Source organism: Dyadobacter pollutisoli (genome assembly GCF_026625565.1).
In the GTDB taxonomy this organism is placed as follows: Bacteria; Bacteroidota; Bacteroidia; order Cytophagales; family Spirosomataceae; genus Dyadobacter; species Dyadobacter pollutisoli.
In genome coordinates, this window is sequence record NZ_CP112998.1 from 6,614,328 (window position 1) to 6,630,571 (window position 16,244).

General features: G+C 45.5%; 10 protein-coding genes. 1 reads left to right on the plus strand and 9 read right to left on the minus strand.

Annotated features, from left to right (window positions below):
- Positions 1-27: 27 nt before the first annotated feature.
- The 3 genes from ON006_RS27415 to ON006_RS27425 form a co-directional block, all read right to left on the minus strand.
- On the minus strand, positions 28-3,087 hold the full coding sequence (locus ON006_RS27415; protein WP_244821378.1) for a serine hydrolase domain-containing protein: 3,060 nt from the start codon (positions 3,085-3,087) through the stop codon (positions 28-30).
- A gap of 187 nt (positions 3,088-3,274) precedes the next feature.
- Positions 3,275-3,982 (minus strand): ATP-binding cassette domain-containing protein, encoded by a 708-nt coding sequence (locus tag ON006_RS27420; protein ID WP_244821379.1) that lies wholly within the window; start codon positions 3,980-3,982, stop codon positions 3,275-3,277.
- Positions 3,983-4,100: 118 nt separating this feature from the next.
- A complete protein-coding gene (locus tag ON006_RS27425) occupies positions 4,101-5,216 on the minus strand; it encodes an acyltransferase family protein (RefSeq protein WP_244821380.1) in 1,116 nt (371 codons plus the stop codon).
- A 229-nt stretch (positions 5,217-5,445) separates the two neighbouring features.
- Between ON006_RS27425 and ON006_RS27430 the strand changes: the two genes are divergently transcribed.
- The gene (locus tag ON006_RS27430) at positions 5,446-5,856 is read left to right on the plus strand and encodes a hypothetical protein (protein WP_244821381.1); all 411 of its coding nucleotides are present in this window, start codon (positions 5,446-5,448) and stop codon (positions 5,854-5,856) included.
- Positions 5,857-5,958: 102 nt separating this feature from the next.
- On the opposite strand, the gene ON006_RS27435 is transcribed toward ON006_RS27430, so the two are convergent.
- The 6 genes from ON006_RS27435 to ON006_RS27460 form a co-directional block, all read right to left on the minus strand.
- Positions 5,959-7,626, minus strand: coding sequence for a complex I subunit 4 family protein (locus ON006_RS27435; RefSeq protein ID WP_244821382.1), 1,668 nt, complete (start codon positions 7,624-7,626; stop codon positions 5,959-5,961).
- Between the two features lie 38 nt (positions 7,627-7,664).
- Positions 7,665-9,620 (minus strand): NADH-quinone oxidoreductase subunit L, encoded by a 1,956-nt coding sequence (gene nuoL / locus ON006_RS27440; RefSeq protein WP_244821383.1) that lies wholly within the window; start codon positions 9,618-9,620, stop codon positions 7,665-7,667.
- Between the two features lie 62 nt (positions 9,621-9,682).
- Positions 9,683-10,894, minus strand: a complete 1,212-nt coding sequence (locus tag ON006_RS27445; protein ID WP_244821384.1) for a serine hydrolase domain-containing protein — start codon at positions 10,892-10,894, stop codon at positions 9,683-9,685.
- A gap of 87 nt (positions 10,895-10,981) precedes the next feature.
- Complete coding sequence (locus tag ON006_RS27450) at positions 10,982-12,118, minus strand: hypothetical protein (RefSeq protein ID WP_244821385.1); 1,137 nt, start codon at positions 12,116-12,118, stop codon at positions 10,982-10,984.
- A gap of 228 nt (positions 12,119-12,346) precedes the next feature.
- On the minus strand, positions 12,347-12,889 hold the full coding sequence (locus ON006_RS27455; RefSeq protein ID WP_244821386.1) for a hypothetical protein: 543 nt from the start codon (positions 12,887-12,889) through the stop codon (positions 12,347-12,349).
- A gap of 5 nt (positions 12,890-12,894) precedes the next feature.
- On the minus strand, positions 12,895-16,197 hold the full coding sequence (locus tag ON006_RS27460; protein WP_244821387.1) for a DUF6443 domain-containing protein: 3,303 nt from the start codon (positions 16,195-16,197) through the stop codon (positions 12,895-12,897).
- Positions 16,198-16,244 lie beyond the last annotated feature (47 nt).

Here is a 16,244-nt window from a genome sequence, read left to right on the forward strand (position 1 = left end):
TATTTTTGAAATACACTTTCCTATGTATTACGGAAGCTCGCTTTTCCTTTCGAGCAATGAGCTGTATACCACATCCTGTATTTTTCGACGTGTTCTCTGGGTAGTGATACTGGTGTTTTCAGCGTCCGGATTCACGCGGTTTGAGAGAAAAATAAAGAGAAGATCTTCTTCCGGGTCCATCCAAACCATAGTTCCGGTGAAGCCAGTGTGCCCGAATGAGTTCAATGAGGCCTGCGGTGACACATATGAGCTATTGCCGTCAGAGGGTGCTTTATCCCAGCCCAGTCCGCGGTGATGTGACTCGTCGTATCCACGTGCGAACACAGGAACGGTGGTTTGTTCGTAGTATCTTTTACCAGCGTAATTACCTTTCCATAAGTTCATCTGGAATAAAATAGCCAGATCCCGTGCCGTTCCGAACAGCCCTGCGTGGCCTGCGACACCACCGACAATGGCCGCCATTTGATCATGAACGGTACCTTGCAGAAGCTGTCCTCTAAAACGATAGTCGTTTTCAGTAGGTGCAATTTGTTTTTCGGGGAAACGGCGCAGTGGATTAAAACCGAGATAGGAAAGACCCAACGGTTCGTAAATATTAGAGGCAACAAAAATGTCCAAAGGCTGACCGGTTACCTTTTCAACGATCTTTTGTAATGTCAAAAATCCAAGGTCGCTATACAAATATCCATAGTTCCCCGACCTGTCTTTTCTGTTGTTCATAGGTGACTCCACCACCCATTTCCAGACAGAATCTCTCAATGCACCTTTCGCGAAGAGCTTTGGAGCAACCTGCAAATAGTAGGCCGTGTCTGATTTGGAACTGTAATATTCGGGTAGCAAGCCACCGGCGCTGGTTTTGGTCCTGTCCCAAAGCGGAGGGTAAAACGAGATCAATCCCGAACGATGCAGCAACAGGTCGCGTATGGTGAAATTCTGTTTGCTGGTTCCTGCCAATTCGGGCAGATACGTAGAGGCTTTATCGTCCAGGGTAATCTGTTTGCGGTCGTACAAGAGCATGACCGCCTGTAATGTTGCTGAAACTTTGGTCAGCGAAGCCAGGTCGTAAATGGTTTCGGAAGTTACCCGCTCCGGCGTCCGGTAATTCAGTGCGCCGAATTGTTTTTCGTAAATGATCTTGCCTTTTCTGGCTACTAATATTTCGCAGCCCGGGAACACATGGTCACTCACCGCAGCCGTGGCGATTTCATCTATTTTTTTCAATGAGCCTGCATCCATTCCCACGCTCTCAGGTGTGCCAAAAGCGATCCTGTTGATAGGCGTAGTGCTTACGCCGCTACCCGATCTGTACGAAAGAACTGAAACCGGAAGCCTTCCTTCGCCACTCATAGCACCAAAAATAATCTGCGGTACAATCTCCTGCTGATCTTTCCCGTCCTGGCTGGCACAGATCAGTACATCGGTTTCAGGGAAAAACCGAATGCTGTATGGTGTGCCGAAGAGGCAAAGGATCACTTTTTTATTCTTTTGTTTCAATTGGTTGACAAAATCCGTCATACCGCTCGTCACGCCGTAATTTCTTGTTGGCTTGGACGCAATACCATGGATGTCAACGATGATAGTATTGTAAGGCTGCAGATAAGTCAGCATTTCGGAAATCTCTTCCTGTGATGTTGGCCCGTCGTAAAATGTATACGACCGCATCGGCTTGTAGGTCGAAAGCATTTTCTGAAAAGCGGCACTGCTTCCTTCACCCAGGCTCACCGAAGCCATATTATTATCAATGACCGACCCGATCGGAATCAGATTATTATCATTTTTCACAACGGTCACCGCAGCCTCGCAAAGCTCACGGTATAATTCCTTACTTTTTTCCGTATTAAGGTCATCGTACAAATTGGTGATATCAATAGGCTGGTACTTGCTCAATCCGGCCCAGTATTTCGCCTGAAGAATCCTTTTTACTTTATCGTCAATAATCTTTTCACTGATGATTTTTTGATTGATCGCATCTTTGATTTTAGCAACCGTTTCGGCAATACTTTCGGGATATAGCAATATGTCATTACCTGCGATTAATGCTTTCAAATTCACTTCGGCGGCCTTACCTGTTTTCAAAACACCTTTCATGTTCATGGCATCGGTAAATACGAGCCCGCGGAAGCCAAGATCTTTACGTAAGAGGCCGGTGATTACTTTTTCGGAAAGTGAGCTGGCCTGGTTCGGTGTATTGTCGAGCGCAGGAATAAATAAATGTCCGCTCAAAACGCCCATCAGGCTGTCAGCGATCATTTCACGGTAGGGGTAAAGGTCAGTTTCATTCAACTGCGCGGCTGAATGGCCCAGCACAGGTAATGTAAAATGCGAGTCGGCGTCCGTATCGCCGTGGCCGGGGAAATGTTTTGCTGTGGCGATCACTTTATGATGTTGCAGGCCTTTCATGTAGGCTACGGCTTTCCGCGTTACATTTTCTTTATCCTCACCAAATGATCGTATACCAATCACCGGATTGCCTGCATTGCTGTTGATATCCGAAACCGGCGCGAAATTGATCTGGATTCCCAGCCGGTTGCATTGCCTCGCAATGTCGCTGCCCATGCGGTAAACGAGTTCATCATTCTGGATGGAACCGAGTACCATTTGTTTGGGATATGACATCGTACTGTCCAGTCGCATGCCAAGGCCCCATTCACCATCAATCCCTACAAAAAGCGGGATATTGGAATGTGACTGGTACCGATTGGTAAGTAATGCCTGGCCTACCGGCCCGCCTTGAAAAAATATCAGACCTCCGATATGAAAGTCATCGATCAGCCTGTCAATGTATTTGTAATGTGCTTCGTCGCGGTTGGAGAAAGTAGCGACCATGAAAAGCTGGCCTATCTTCTGTTCGATCGAAAGGGATTTCAATGTGCTGTCGACCCACTCATTTTCAGGAAGCACAAGTACAGGGGCCAGGCGCTTTTTCGGAGTGTGTACCTTCTTTTTGGAGGCAACGGCAGTTTCAGTTTTTGCAGGTTTGATTTTAACGGTAATGAGCTTCCACGCAACGGAAACCATTGAGCTTAGAATGACCAGCACGACTACACTTACAACAACACGAAACCGGCTAAACAACCAATTTTTCATACCTGGATCACTGATTTTAACGAGGGAATGTTAGGTTTTAAGACTTCGACAATGCTAATACAGTTTTATGAAAACTTACAATGATAACAAATTACGACGGCTTTAAATCTAAAAAATTACAGTTTTAAGGCAATTCTAATAATTGCTTCAACGATTGTGGTTTTAACAATTAAAGTAGCTCTTAGACCTAGTTTGTCAGGCCCCTGAAAATTTCTTCCAGCGAGTCGCCTGTTTTTCTAAGTGCCTCCAATGTGCTATCGCTCACCACTTTACCTTTATTGATAATGATGACACGGTCGCATAGCGCTTCCACCTCTTGCATAATGTGAGTCGAAAAGAGCACCGTCTTGTCCTTGCCTGCAGTCCTGATTACTTCCCTGATTTCCTGAATTTGGTTGGGATCGAGTCCCGTGGTAGGTTCGTCGAGGATCAGTACATCGGGATTGTGCAAGAACGATTGTGCGAGACCTACCCGCTGCCGGTAACCTTTTGAAAGCTCACCGATTTTTTTTCTCTTTTCAGCTTCAAGACCACACATTGCGATCACCTCGTCGACTCTCGCACTGAGGGGCGATCCGCTCATTCCGTACAGTTTTCCTGAAAAAAGCAGGAATTCCGTCACGTACATATCAAGGTACAATGGATTGTGCTCCGGCAAGTAGCCGATGGAGCGTCTGGCCGGCATGGGCTGATTTACCACATCAAAATCCGACACTTTTGCGACGCCTTCGCTAGGTTTAAGGTAGCCCGTCAGGATTTTCATAGTTGTCGATTTTCCTGCGCCATTAGGGCCAAGAAAACCGACAATTTCTCCTTTTTTCAATGCAAAAGAAATTCCATCTATCGCCCGCTGCGCGCCGTATACTTTGGTGAGATTGGTAACTTCGATGGACATATTTTTAATGACTGAATTTTTAATGAGTGAATGAGTGAATGAGTGAATGAGTGACTGAATGTGTTCTGTGACTATCGGCAATAGACAACACATGACCCAGTGACTTATTGACTATTTTTTACACTTTCAAAAACAATTTATTTCTAAATAACAGGTACATAAATGCCCATTGAACCATAATGAAGGCGATTACTTCTCCCATGGCTTCAACCGGGTGCGGGAGATAACTTAGTATCCCACCAAATAGGGCATCGGCTGTGTAAGCGAAGTCGATGAAACGGCCCACCATGTAAATCACAATGGAGTTCATCCCAATCACCACAAAGAACAATGTCCATTTGCGATAATTCAGCACGTCCACGACCCAGTAGAACAATGCCAGCAGCAATGTGCTGAAACCGCCTGCGCAAAGCACAAACGAGCTGGTCCATAAATTCTTGTTGATCGGGAAAAAGTAATCCCACACCAGGCATACCAAAAGGCTGACGATACCTGCAAAAAGCAAATAGACTACTTTGTTATTTTTAGAAACCACCTCGTCGCTGGTTCTCAAAAGTTCTCCCGCAAAAATGCCCATTAAACCCGTAGCTATGGCCGGAATGGTCGAAACCAAACCCTCAGGATCGTGAATGGTTAGATGAAGGCGGCCGGGAATGATCATTTTGTCAATATAGCTCGCGGGGTTACAGTCAATGGTCAGTAAACCCGCACCACAGCCTGGTACCGGATAAAACATCATAAAGAGGTAATAGCCGATCAGCAAACCTGCAAACCAGATCCAGCGCGCTTTTTTTCCTGTGTATAAATAAATGATCTGTGCGAACATACCGGCCAAACCAATGCGAGCGAGCACACTTGGGTAGCGCATATTATGCCACTCCGTTTGAAACAGACCATTATTGTAAATGATACCCAGCAGTACCAGGATAAGGCCCCGCTGAATCACTTTTTTGATCAGTTCAGAAGCTGGTACTCCCTTCTCTAGGCGGCTTCCCAATGAAAATGGTGTGGAAACTCCGGCCATAAAGAGAAAGGTCGGGAAAATAAGATCGTATGCCCGGAAACCGTTCCAGTCGGGGTGAGTGAACTGGTGCGCCATAAAAATAGCCCACGACCAACCTGTGACTTTTGCCAGTACCGCGAAAATTTCTTCGCCTCCTGAAATCCAAAACATGTCAAAACCACGAAGCGTATCCAGCGACAATAACCTTTGCGAAGGAGGACTATCTTTCATCTGATAAATAAGGGTGAAGGGAAATATAATTTGGAAAAAAGGCCATACATTAAAATAAAAACCTATTGTGTTTACTGTAAAGATTGCAAAAAATACTATTTATACTTTCCGGCAAAAGTACATTTATTTGAATAAACATATTACTAGTCAGGATAATGAAAGAATATATATTTCAGAACCATTGGTTTGCGTTATAAGCATCAACTTTTAACCCATAAAATTTCACCCCATGAAAAAATCGTTGATGTTGTGTTTCGTAGTCGTTGGCTTATGGTTTTCAGGATGTGCGACTTCCAACACGGCCAATTCTCGCGATGACAATGAAACCTACCGGACAGAAGAGCAGCTAGCCAACAGTAAGCTCAACAATCGTCGCCTGGAAAAGAACATGGACCGCTTCGCAAAGGAACTGGACCTGAGCAAGCGCCAGCAAAAGCAGTTGAAAAAAATAGATAAGAGATACGCGAGGCTGGAAAGGAAATTGTCACGTCGAGACGATACCAGGCGCAGTGACAAAAAAAGACTAGCCGAAGAAAAACGACTTGAAATTATAGACATCCTTACCCCAGAGCAGGAACAAACATTGCAGGCATTGGCCAAAAAAGGCAGATTTAGCCTGGATCAGATCTTCGGGAAGTAGGGGCCAAAACGCGAAAAACGTAATTATTTTGGATTACAATCCTTGATTATTATGGTTATTTTGGATTTGAATCCGAAAATATCATACTTTTTGTAATCTTCCTTATTTCAACCCTTCCAGCCAAGCCTCGACAGTAGGGCCCGTCATGTCGAACAGGATTCCTGGAAGGATACCCAGCAGCACGGCCAGGAAAGCCAGCGGAATGAGCATAGCGGCTTCGCGGCGGGTGAGGTCGGTAAGGACGTGACTGTCGCCGTTTTTATACCAGAATGTTCCGAAAAACATGCGTTGGTAGGTCCAGAGGAAGTAGGCGGCTGCCAGAACAATACCCAATGTCGATAATGCTGGAATCCAGACGGGTAATGACTGGGACTGGAATGCGCCCATTAACGTGAAAAGTTCTCCAACAAAACCTGAGAAACCGGGTAAGCCTAATGAGGCAAAAAATGCAATTCCAGTAAGGATTGTGTACTTCGGCATGGCGCCGATGAGACCGCGGTAATGATCGATGCGGCGATCGTGGGTACGATCGTAGATGACGCCGGTGAGTAAAAATAACATAGCCGAAAGTATGCCGTGGCTTACCATTTGGTAAATAGCGCCGTTGATTCCCTCAGCTGTGAATGCGGCGATACCCAACAGGACAAATCCCATGTGGGAGACGGAGGAGTAGGCGATCATTTTCTTTAAATCACTTTGACCCAACGCATTGAAACCTCCATAAATAATGGAGATCATTCCCAGAACAGCCAGCGGTACCGCGCTGTATTGCGCCTCGATCGGGAAAAATCCGTCGACGATCCTGATAAATCCGTAGCCTCCGATTTTTAGAAGTATCCCTGCCAAAACCACGGAAATCGGTGTGGGAGCTTCCACGTGCGCATCAGGTAGCCAGGTATGAAGCGGAGCCACTGGGAGTTTGACGGCAAAACCGATGAACAGGAACCAGAAAGCGAGCAAACGCAAATGGGTATTGGCTACAAAATATTCGGAAGTAACATTCAAAAGAGATCCGGGGATGTAGTTGCCGGGATCTGCCAGGTATGCGAAACGGAAAGTATGGACGATTTGCTCGGGGGCAATTTTTCCATCGATCAGCCACTGTTGAATTTGAGGAATGAGATCAGGATGAACGGCGTCCTCCATTCCAAGAACACCCACGACCCGGGCTGTTTCCAGAGGATCAATAACCGACAGATAAAGGCCGATCATGACGATGAGGATCAGAAGTGAGCCTAAAAACGTGTAAATGAAGAATTTCAATGCTGCATACTCCCGCCTCGGGCCACCCCACAAGCCGATGAGAAAATACATAGGCAGCAACATGAATTCGAAGAAAAGATAGAAAAGGAAGAAATCCTGCGCGAGAAAACAGCCGATAACACTTCCCGTCAGCAACAGGTATAATGCAAAATAGGCACGGGCCTTCTGCGTAATGTTCCAGGAGCTGATCACACCAGCAAAAAGCACGATAACGGCCAAAAGGACTAGCGGAAAACTAATACCGTCGACAGCCACGGCATAATCAATGGAGACAATGCCGAGCGAGCCAATAGGCAGCGTAATCCAGTCGACTACCTCGCTTAGCTGATGTCCGGGAATTTGATTTTCGAATGAGAAATATAGTACTACGCAGATCAACAATTCCAGAACAAGGGCAATGAGTGCAATGATCCTGAAATTTTCAGGCCGATGCGCGGGCCAGACCGCTACTGCTGCGGCACCAAGCAGAGGAATTGCAATGAGTAAGGTAAGTATATGATCAATCATCCAAAATTAATTTAAAAGGCGGTCGGGGAAATGGATTTTCACATCACTACCAGCCATAATATCAATAAAAAGACACCCACCGCAGTCACAATGTAGTACGACTGGATTTTCCCGGTTTGTAAGCTTCGGGCAGCCTGTCCTGCGGAGCGTATTGAAAAAACAGTCAGGTTAACACCGCCATCTACAAAGATCTTGTCGAACCAGCCGATGAGATGCCCAAGTACGACGCTTCCTTTTGCAATAAGGTCAATGAATGCGTCAATAACATGTTTTTCAAATATTTTTAAATACCTGGTGATGAAATCAAAAGGTATAATGAAGTAATGGTCATTGAAGAAGTCCCGCAGCCAGGATAGTTTGCTTGCTGCCATGGTGTTGCTTTCAGGCGTTTTTACATGGAATGGATTTTCAGTCCTCATTTCTCTGTATGCCAAACAGATGGCAACAAAAGTGACCGCGCTTGCTACTGCCGGAACCCAGGCGAGATGAGCGCTTTCGTGAGGGTCGATGAATGAAAGGAACCAACCTGCCGCGTCAAAAGGATTCCATGAGAACCAGAAAAACAGGGATAGCATTGCCAAAAGAGCCATAGGCAGCCACATTACCACCGGGGATTCATGAGGATGAACCGAGGGGCTGACATGGGACCGGGTTTCTCCAAAAAACACGAGCCATATTTGCCGGAACATGTAGTAGGCTGTTAGCCCGGCTGAAAAAATGACGATAATCGGGAAGATGTATCCCAGAGCTCCGTATCTGGCCGCCCATAGAAAGCCTTCGGTGATAATGGCGTCTTTGGATAAAAAACCTGAGAAGAATGGTAAACCTGCCAATGCGGCTGCGCAAACTGAGAAGCATATGAATGTTATAGGCAATGCTTTTCGCAACCCGCCCATGGTCCGCATATCCTGAGGGTCAAATGATGGGTCTGATTCAGATGGTGTTACGGCATGGATCACCGAGCCTGCGGAAAGAAACAAGCCTGCTTTGAAAAATGCATGTGTCGCCAAATGAAAAAGTGCTGTTTGCCAGCTACCAAATCCAACCGCAATGACCATCAGGCCGAGCTGTGACATGGTGGAGTAGGCGAGGACACGTTTGATATCCCATACTTTCATCGCTTTGAATGCACCGATCAGCATGGTGATGGTTCCTATAATCGTAATGACCAGTCTGGCGTCGAATGTGAGCAGGAAGGATATTCTTGCCAATAAAAATATACCGGCGGCCACCATAGTAGCGGCGTGGATCAATGCTGAAACGGGGGTAGGGCCTTCCATGGCGTCGGGCAGCCAGCCTGAAAGTGGAAATTGCGCTGATTTTCCCATGCAGCCGCCAAACAGGCAAAGACCGATAGCAGTAAGGATGCCTGGATTAATGGAATCGATTTTAAGAGAAAGTACCTCAAAGTCGGTAGAACCAATATAGTAAAACAGCATAAGTATACCCGTCAGAAAGGCGGCGTCGCCGATACGGTTCATTACAAATGCCTTTTGCGCAGCCCATACCGTTCGCGGTTTGAAATACCAGAAACCAATGAGCAGATAGGAGGAAAGGCCTACCAGTTCCCAGAAAATATACATGACCAGCAGGCTCCCGGAGAGCACAATTCCGATCATTGAAAAAAGGAACAGCTGGATAAATGAAAAATAACGGTGCAGATTTTTATCATCATGCATGTAGGCCGTCGAGTACAGCTGAACCAGTAATGCGACGAAATGCACAACCGCCAACATAACGCAGGTAAGCGTATCGAAACGGAATGAAATGTCAATGGAGGTATCGCCGATCGTCAGCCAATGGAAGGTAACTGAATGCAAAACGCCTGGATCGGAATAGAGGAGGGAGATAACAAGCCCGGCTCCTGTAACAAGTGCGCCAGCCCAGCCGGCAATTTTATTTAGACTTTTTCCGCCAATCCAAAGCAATAAAAAACCCAAAAACGGCAATCCCAGCAGCAGATAAGCAGGTAACAGGTATGCAGAATCGGGCATAAGGTGCGGGAATTCGTTTGTTTCGGCAAATATCCTTAATTCGCGGCCGAATTCAAACAATGCTAGATGTCTTTCTCAATATCCTCAATCTTGGCGCCGCCGTGGATTACTTCCAGCAATTCGCGGAGGTCGTAGGTGGACCGGTTATAAGAATTTCCAAGAACGATAATGACGGCTTCATCTTCGGGGCAAACCCAAAGCATGGTATTGTAGCCTTTCCACCAGCCACCGTGGTAGATAAAACGTGGAGAATTGTCTTCCTTAATGTGCATACGGAAGCCGTAGCCATAATTTCTGATGCCATTTCGTTCAAAGCTGCGGGGTTTGAATGCCTCGTCAAGCAGCTTTTTGTCCAGTAGCAAGCCTTTGGTAAGGCCATTGTAAAAGCGATAAATGTCCCCGGTAGTAGAATACAGTCCTTTATCGCCGACGACATCGTCATAGTAGTCCTTTTCTAGCTTGCGGCCAAACTGATGGCCGTCAGTTCTGTATTTTACTGCTGCGCTGGAAGTATCAGTAACCAAAAATGTATTCAACATACCCAGCGGCGCGAAAATTTGGTGGTATAAATATTTTCCGAAATCTTCGCCGGACACTTTCTCAACGATTGCAGCGAGTACGCAATAATTGGTATTACAATAATTGAATGATCGGCCTGGGCGGTTGTAGGGAGTAGGGGTGGGCACCACCTTGGCATACCAATCCATGATGTCCAGGTTGTCAGGGTACTTTTTGCCGTGACGAATGCTATCGGTAAATGAGTAAATGTAGTTGGGAAGACCGCTGCGATGGCTCAAAAGCATATCGACTTTTACGCCATGGTAGGGAAATTCTGGAAAAAACCGCTGAACAGAATCGTCGAGATTAACCCTTCCTTCCTGAATCAATTTCAGCACCGCAATAGCGGTAAATGGCTTGGATAACGAAGCCAGCTGGAACCTGGAATCGGCAGTAAGCGTATCTTTTTGTTTGATATGGGCAAAGCCGAAGGAGTTCTGGTAAAGCACCTGACCTTTCTGAACGATCAGGACATTGCCATTAAAGCCAGCGTTTTTCTTCCTTCTGAAAATATCCTCGATTTTAGAGATTTTGAGGGCAGTTTCGGTGTCTGGATCTTTTACCGGGACTGGGTCAAGCTTCGCCATGACCTTACCACCGACGATCACTTCCTCAGGGTTAGACTTACTTTTTCTTACCAATCCCCACGACACTACAAGGATTACCAGGACAGCTAATGCCGCCCACCACACTTTCGGCTGCACTTTTTTCAACATAGGTAATTTTTCTGGAACGTTGATCTATTAACGACAAATGGTCGCCCCTTTTTATACTTATTCTCTACAAATTAAACTCAGAATGACTTATGGAACTAGTATTTTAACATGTTCTTTGCGGCCATTTTTCTGATAAGTTAAGAAATATAAACCAGAAATTAGTAGTTGTTCGGGATATAAATGGATTAAATTTCCCTGAATTGGCTCAAAATGGAAGGAAATTGAGTTGCCGGATTGGTTGGAGAGGAGGAGGAAGTTTGGGTCGATATTTTGTCCGGAAATTGTAATTTTTTCAGGAGAGGCTGGATTGGGAAGTACCTGTATCGCGCTCTCCGGGGTAGGTGTGATGACATCCAAAGTCTTGGAAAATGAAAAGCTGCCATCCCGATCCACCATGCGCAGGCGATAGTAATTCGCTCCGGTCAATGGATTATCATCAATGAACTCGTACTGCATTCTGCCTGTCGTTTCGCCAGCAGCTTTCAATGTTCCTATCGCTTGGAAGTCTTTGAGGTCTGCACTGCGTTCAACGACAAATTCCTTGCTATTTTTCTCCCAGGCAGTTTCCCAGGAGAGCATTACCTTTTCCTCAGATTTTTCAGCTTTGAAATAGGTAATGTCAATGGGGAGGACGATGGCTAGGACTTGGCCGTTGATGATGATTTCGTCGAACCAGAGGGTGCCATTGACAAAATTCACGGCATTGAATCCATAGATCCGAAATGAAAAGTTGTTGTTAGAAAGATTGTTAAAACTTACAGGAATGTTGTAAGAGTAGAAAGCATCTGGAGTTATTAATGTTGATGCCGCGACATCTGACGTAAAATTGTCGAGTACTGTACGCAATTTAAATGCTGATGGACCAACAGTAGAGCGTCGCAGGCGAAACGAAATCGAGGTTATGTTGTATTTGAAAGAATTCGCGCTAAATGAAAACTCCATACAACGACCCGCGGAAAAAGCAGCAGGCCAAGGTCTAATGACATAGCCAACAACCACGGCTCCACTTGCACTGTAAACGCTAAGCAAGGAGTAGGTATTGACCCCTCCTAGCAAAGATGCATCACTCGGTGAAAAGTTGGCATGGCTTGAAGTTCCTGCCTGATTGTAGTCCATTGACCATTTAATTTGGAAATTTTCCTGTGCATTAGCTCTAAACACAAAGATTAGCATCATGATCATAGTCATTGCTGCGTTCTTAGGGGAGATGTAGTTCCTTTTCATGCGAATTGTGGTTTACAGTATTTACTTTATGTAATACGGTAATGTGTTGAAAAGGTAACGGGGGTGTAGTAGGTTGGGAAATCTGGAAGAGAAAAGATTAAGTCCGAAATATTGAGTTTCAGTCTGAAAACTTAAAAAGCCCCTAAAATGATCCATACGGGACGTTTAGGGGCTTAATCATAACAGTTGGCCTGATTCAACTTACATTAGAGCTGTAAAGCCCTTTTTTCACTGTCGTGGTAATTCATCTTGCCTGGCGGGCCTGACTCGTTTGAATTCAGGCTCTTTCAAATTTAAATCTGGTATTTTATAAAGTTTCAGCATTTCCATCCTGCTACTCAGACCCAAACTTTGAAATTCAGATAAAACAGGGGTGTCGCGGCTGTACTGATCAAAACCGACAGATCTAAAAGAAATGATTCCGCTCTGTGTTTCGATCAACCAGTCCCATTCTGTTTTTTTATCTATATACTCTTCGTTCTTTGGCTTTCGAGGGTTTTCTCTATGTATGTCTGAAATCTCAATTTCTCCATCAGTTTCTAAATCAATTTTCAAATCCCATACATTGTGAAAAACCAGGGTGGATGGAGATAGTAGGAATTTATAGTACTCACTTGTAGAATCCGTGATCCATTCAAAAATATAGTCAATATCAAGTATTAACCTAAAATTACTATCATCAGAAAGAATGGAATAGATTTTACAATCATGCCAGCCCATTTTCTCGAAGTCGGCATCGTTCCAGTTTTCTTTATATTTAGTGTTTTCCATGGGTCTCATTGGTTAGGAATTTCATCTTTTCTTGCTGGACGTACCGTTTTAGTGCCAGGCTCCTTAACATGTGGTGTTGGTACTCCACCATGCTGATTCCCCGTTATATCAACTCTCTTGGTTTCTTGAAATCCGCTAGGATTTTTCGGGTTCTCCTTATACGTTGCTGTATTCGTTGTTTTACCTGTTTTAGAATCGGTTCTAAACCTGCTATGGTCCCCTAGCGCTTTTGGATCTGGTTTTAAGTGATTGCTGCCCCGTCCAGTATTTTCAGTAGAACTTGCATTTACCCTCCCCTTATCATTCTTCAAATTATCAACCGCATTGATACTGATAGTAGCTCCTTGGGTCATCGCAGCTACGGCAACAGTTGCGCCAGCTAATGTAATAGGCAACGCGGCACCACCACTTGCTGCTGTTCCAAAACCAGATGCGCCTGCAACAAGTGCACCACCAGCAATTTCCGCTGCTCCAACAACCATAGCTGCATAATGACCTGCCGTTCTGCCGCTATTGTAGGCACCTACATAACCTGGTGTCGCGGTAATAGGATTTCCACCATGAATGTCGTCATTTAATGCTGATCCTATACCGGTTACAAAATCGCCGAGTCCTTTACAGCATTCCGGCCATCTTCCATCCGGATCAGAGAACCGTATCGGATTATTGAACGAGTAATGATACGGAGAAAATCCATCTTGTCCCTCCGTATCCGGATCCACTGCCATAAACCGCCCTGTCGTCGGATCGTAGAATCTGGCCAGTAAATCAACATATCCGGTGCCAATTTGAGTTTCTCGATTTAAAAAATTGTAGCGATTAACGGCATTCCGTGCCGCTGGGGTCTGAATTGGGCTGTTTCTATCAATCTCCAATCCAAACGGATAGTAATCCGTCCGCTGCAATAACTCCCCTTTCGCATTGAACACAACCCTGACATTGCCCAGATGATCTTTAAGGAAATATTCAAAACTTACCTTATTTCCCCTGAGAACAGCTTGCCCTTCTTGCAATGGAATACGATATAACTGATTAGTTGCGCCAACTTGCCGATATTCAAATCCACCCGCATACTTTACAGTCATAGTATCGGTCACGTACTTGTGTTTCGAACCAGCAGCATCATAATCGTAGATGAAAGTCTTACCAGCCATCGTTACGGTTTTAGGAAAATTCAAATAGTTATAGGTTAGTGTTGCACCGCGATTCCCGTCACTTGTCACATTGCCATTACCATCATATCCGTAACTACTTGCACCGCTTTTCACTCCCAGATTACTCCCTGAGGCATCGTTGACAGCTGACAGCCGATTGCCGATGTATGTGTAGGTCAGATTATCCAAGACGGCACCGCCACGGACAAGTGTTTTGATATTTCCATTCTTGTCATAAGTGAGCCCGTTTTCGATTTCGGCATAACCATTCAATCCGGTGGAACTTAATATTCTGTTCGCACCGTCATAGTTGAAATTTAATCCTTTTGTAAAAGCAATTTCATCTTTGTTTTGCCATTGCATTTGGGAAATGTTACCATTCGTATAACTTGCACCGTCGGCATAACTTAGGCCAAATCCAAAAAAGGGTAAAGGTGGATCGCCAACAGCCTTCTTGTAAACAGTTTTTCCGTCTGTAAGCCAGCCACGAATGTTGTGGGTGTAATCAGTCCTTCTCACATAGTTCACGCCATCCATGGAATGAAACCATTTGCTTTGCAATTGGCCAAGTGCGTTGTAGCGATAAGCGGAGGTGTTAACTTCAATTATATCATCGTCAAAGTCAACTGTCTCCACCGCATCCAGAACACGGTCAGCATGATCATGTTGAAAATATATTTCATACCCTGTATTGAAATTCCCGGGGAATAGGTGAACGGTAGTCTGAATGTCAATTATAGGGGCCAAATCATATTTGTACATTCTCCAAGTACGTTCAATTGTCCCCGCTCCCAAATCATAAAGCTCCCTGTCAGTTTGGATTGGCCGATATTCTCCATCATAATAAGTAACACTCGTCAGCCAGCCACCTGTCGCACCATTTCCGGGAAGCATTCGTACTCGGCCTCCCGTAACCTGCCCTTTCACATTAGCATTGTTTGAAGGGTAGTAAAGAGCATTATAAGCCAGGTTCGCCGCCTTCGAAAACCCATAATCATCATAAAAAGTAATAGTCAACAAATCAGCCTCAGTAGCATTCAATGGAGCCGTTTTATTCAAAGTATAGCCTGCTGTTGTACCATTACTCCGTTCCTCATGGTGCTCTGCAATGGCGGCGACGTTCGATGTCCAGGTCGTACGGGTAGCATTCGTGGCAATTTCACCCGTTACTATCGGGCGGTTTTGAGCGTCGTATTTGGTGAAGCTCCATACTCCTCGGGCAAACTGGTTGGCGTCACGCGATGCCACGAGCCGGTCGAACTGGTCATAGACGAGTTCGGTAATGCCGCCACCCGGGGTTCTTTTAATAACAACCCTTCCGAATTCGTCATAATCGTAAGTAAAGGCGAAGTCGGTAAGCGAGGCCTGATCCTGGTATTGAGGTTGTAACACGGCACGCAGCAAACCAATGTCGTCATACACATAGTAAGTCGACAAGATTACCGCGGATGGCCCGACCCCCGGGACGGCGACAACCTGCCTGCAAACCATGCGACCCAGCAAATCGGTATATTCTGTAACCGTTTTTCCTTCTTCGTCCGTAGTTTGTACGTAAGTTATTGTTCCGGGCGCATAGCCTCCGGGTTGCGAGATCACATTGGTGGGGATGTCATAATCGTATCGTTTTAATTCACCGCAACAATTGGTTTTGTACTTTACATTGGAGTTGGCACTTTTTCCTCCTGGTGCCCTTTGTCCAGTCACCCGGCTTAAAGGTGATTGTTCAAAAAAACTTTCCGTGTATGGTCTGGCCAGATCGGTCGCTTGTAAACCCGCAGAATTGGCAATGTACCAAGTCGCAGCACTGGGTACTCCATTGTTTTGGTAAGCGCCATTGCCCGAAGCTACATAAGGCAAATATTGCTTGGTCTGCCTTCCCGCCGCATCAAATTCAATGGGTTCCACAAAATCGCTGCCAGAAGGGCTTTGTCCGACGGTGACGTTTTGCTGTGGCCGACCGAGACCGTCCAGATATTGCACCTGTGTAACTACCTTGCTCACATCATTGGAATTGGCACCCGACTGTTTATAAGTGCGTGAAATGATATAATTGCGGCTGTTGGTTTGCTGCGCGAGTACGATTCCCGGGAACAGGAAGAGCAGGAGAGTGATAATGTATTTGTGAAGATGGTTCATTTTTATGTTGTTGTTCATGTATGGAAAAGGATGTTGGTGGAGCAGTCGGCAGTCGGCTATCGGCT

Coding starts and splice junctions, on each gene's coding strand:
- ON006_RS27430 (WP_244821381.1), top strand. CDS start 5,446: ATGAAAAAATCGTTGATGTTGTGTTTCGTAGTCGTTGGCTTATGGTTT.
- ON006_RS27445 (WP_244821384.1), bottom strand. CDS start 10,894: ATGTTGAAAAAAGTGCAGCCGAAAGTGTGGTGGGCGGCATTAGCTGTC.
- ON006_RS27415 (WP_244821378.1), bottom strand. CDS start 3,087: ATGAAAAATTGGTTGTTTAGCCGGTTTCGTGTTGTTGTAAGTGTAGTC.
- ON006_RS27420 (WP_244821379.1), bottom strand. CDS start 3,982: ATGTCCATCGAAGTTACCAATCTCACCAAAGTATACGGCGCGCAGCGG.
- ON006_RS27455 (WP_244821386.1), bottom strand. CDS start 12,889: ATGGAAAACACTAAATATAAAGAAAACTGGAACGATGCCGACTTCGAG.
- nuoL (WP_244821383.1), bottom strand. CDS start 9,620: ATGCCCGATTCTGCATACCTGTTACCTGCTTATCTGCTGCTGGGATTG.
- ON006_RS27460 (WP_244821387.1), bottom strand. CDS start 16,197: ATGAACAACAACATAAAAATGAACCATCTTCACAAATACATTATCACT.
- ON006_RS27425 (WP_244821380.1), bottom strand. CDS start 5,216: ATGAAAGATAGTCCTCCTTCGCAAAGGTTATTGTCGCTGGATACGCTT.
- ON006_RS27435 (WP_244821382.1), bottom strand. CDS start 7,626: ATGATTGATCATATACTTACCTTACTCATTGCAATTCCTCTGCTTGGT.
- ON006_RS27450 (WP_244821385.1), bottom strand. CDS start 12,118: ATGAAAAGGAACTACATCTCCCCTAAGAACGCAGCAATGACTATGATC.